The organism is Shinella sp. 838 (assembly GCF_029623935.1).
Lineage (GTDB): Bacteria > Pseudomonadota > Alphaproteobacteria > Rhizobiales > Rhizobiaceae > Shinella.
This window is the reverse complement of the sequence record NZ_JARSBQ010000074.1, coordinates 1-739: the sequence shown is the minus strand read 5'-3', so window position 1 is coordinate 739 and position 739 is coordinate 1. Positions and strand designations below refer to the sequence as shown.

Genomic DNA, 739 nt, shown 5'->3' with positions numbered 1-739 from the left:
CCCGGGTGCAGTCCATCTCGAACTTCGCCATGCTGGCCGTGATGGCCGGCGGGGCGCTCGTGGCGGCCTGCACCGCCCTGTTCTTCCGGCTGGCGGTCGATACAGGGACGGGGCCGATCTCGCCGCTGGTCGTCGCCGCGACGTCGCTCGCCGCGCCCGCCTACATGATGAACGGCTTGCTCAGCGCACAGCTGCGCGGCTTCGGACGCCCCCTCCAGTCGCAGTTCCCCGAAGCGGTCGGCCTCCACGCCCTGTCCCTGTCCATCCTCTCCCTGCTGGCCTGGCACGGCAAGCTCAGCCTGGAGATCACCGTCGTCGTGCACGCCATCTCCGCCTGGCTTGTCACCGGCCTCCAGGCGGTCCTGCGCTTTCGCTGCGGCATCGACCTTGCCGCGCGCCTGTCGGGGACCGCGCGGCGCGAGACCGTGCGCGATGCCTTCCAGATCTGGCAGGCCCTCGTGGTCCGCGGAACGGCCGAGCGCGTGCCGGCCTATCTCAGCCTCTTCCTCCTCGGCCCCGCCGCAACCGCCATCCTCGACGTGGCCCGCCGCTTCGGCATCCTGCCCTCGCTGTTCACCGAGGGCGTCTCCACCACCTTCACGCCCATGTTCGCAAAACTGCATGCCGGATCCGACCGCGAGGCCTACCGCCAGCTCCTCGCCCAGAGCTCCTGGCTTGCCTTCACGCCGGCGCTCGCCGCCTTCATCTTCCTGTTCCTGTTCGGGCGCATGGTGCTGGA

1 protein-coding gene is annotated in these 739 nt (G+C 70.2%); it reads left to right on the top strand.

The window, feature by feature from the left end; genetic code table 11:
• Nucleotides 1–739 (top strand): hypothetical protein (locus P9A16_RS35625; RefSeq protein WP_278026567.1); only part of this gene is annotated, 739 nt, incomplete at both ends.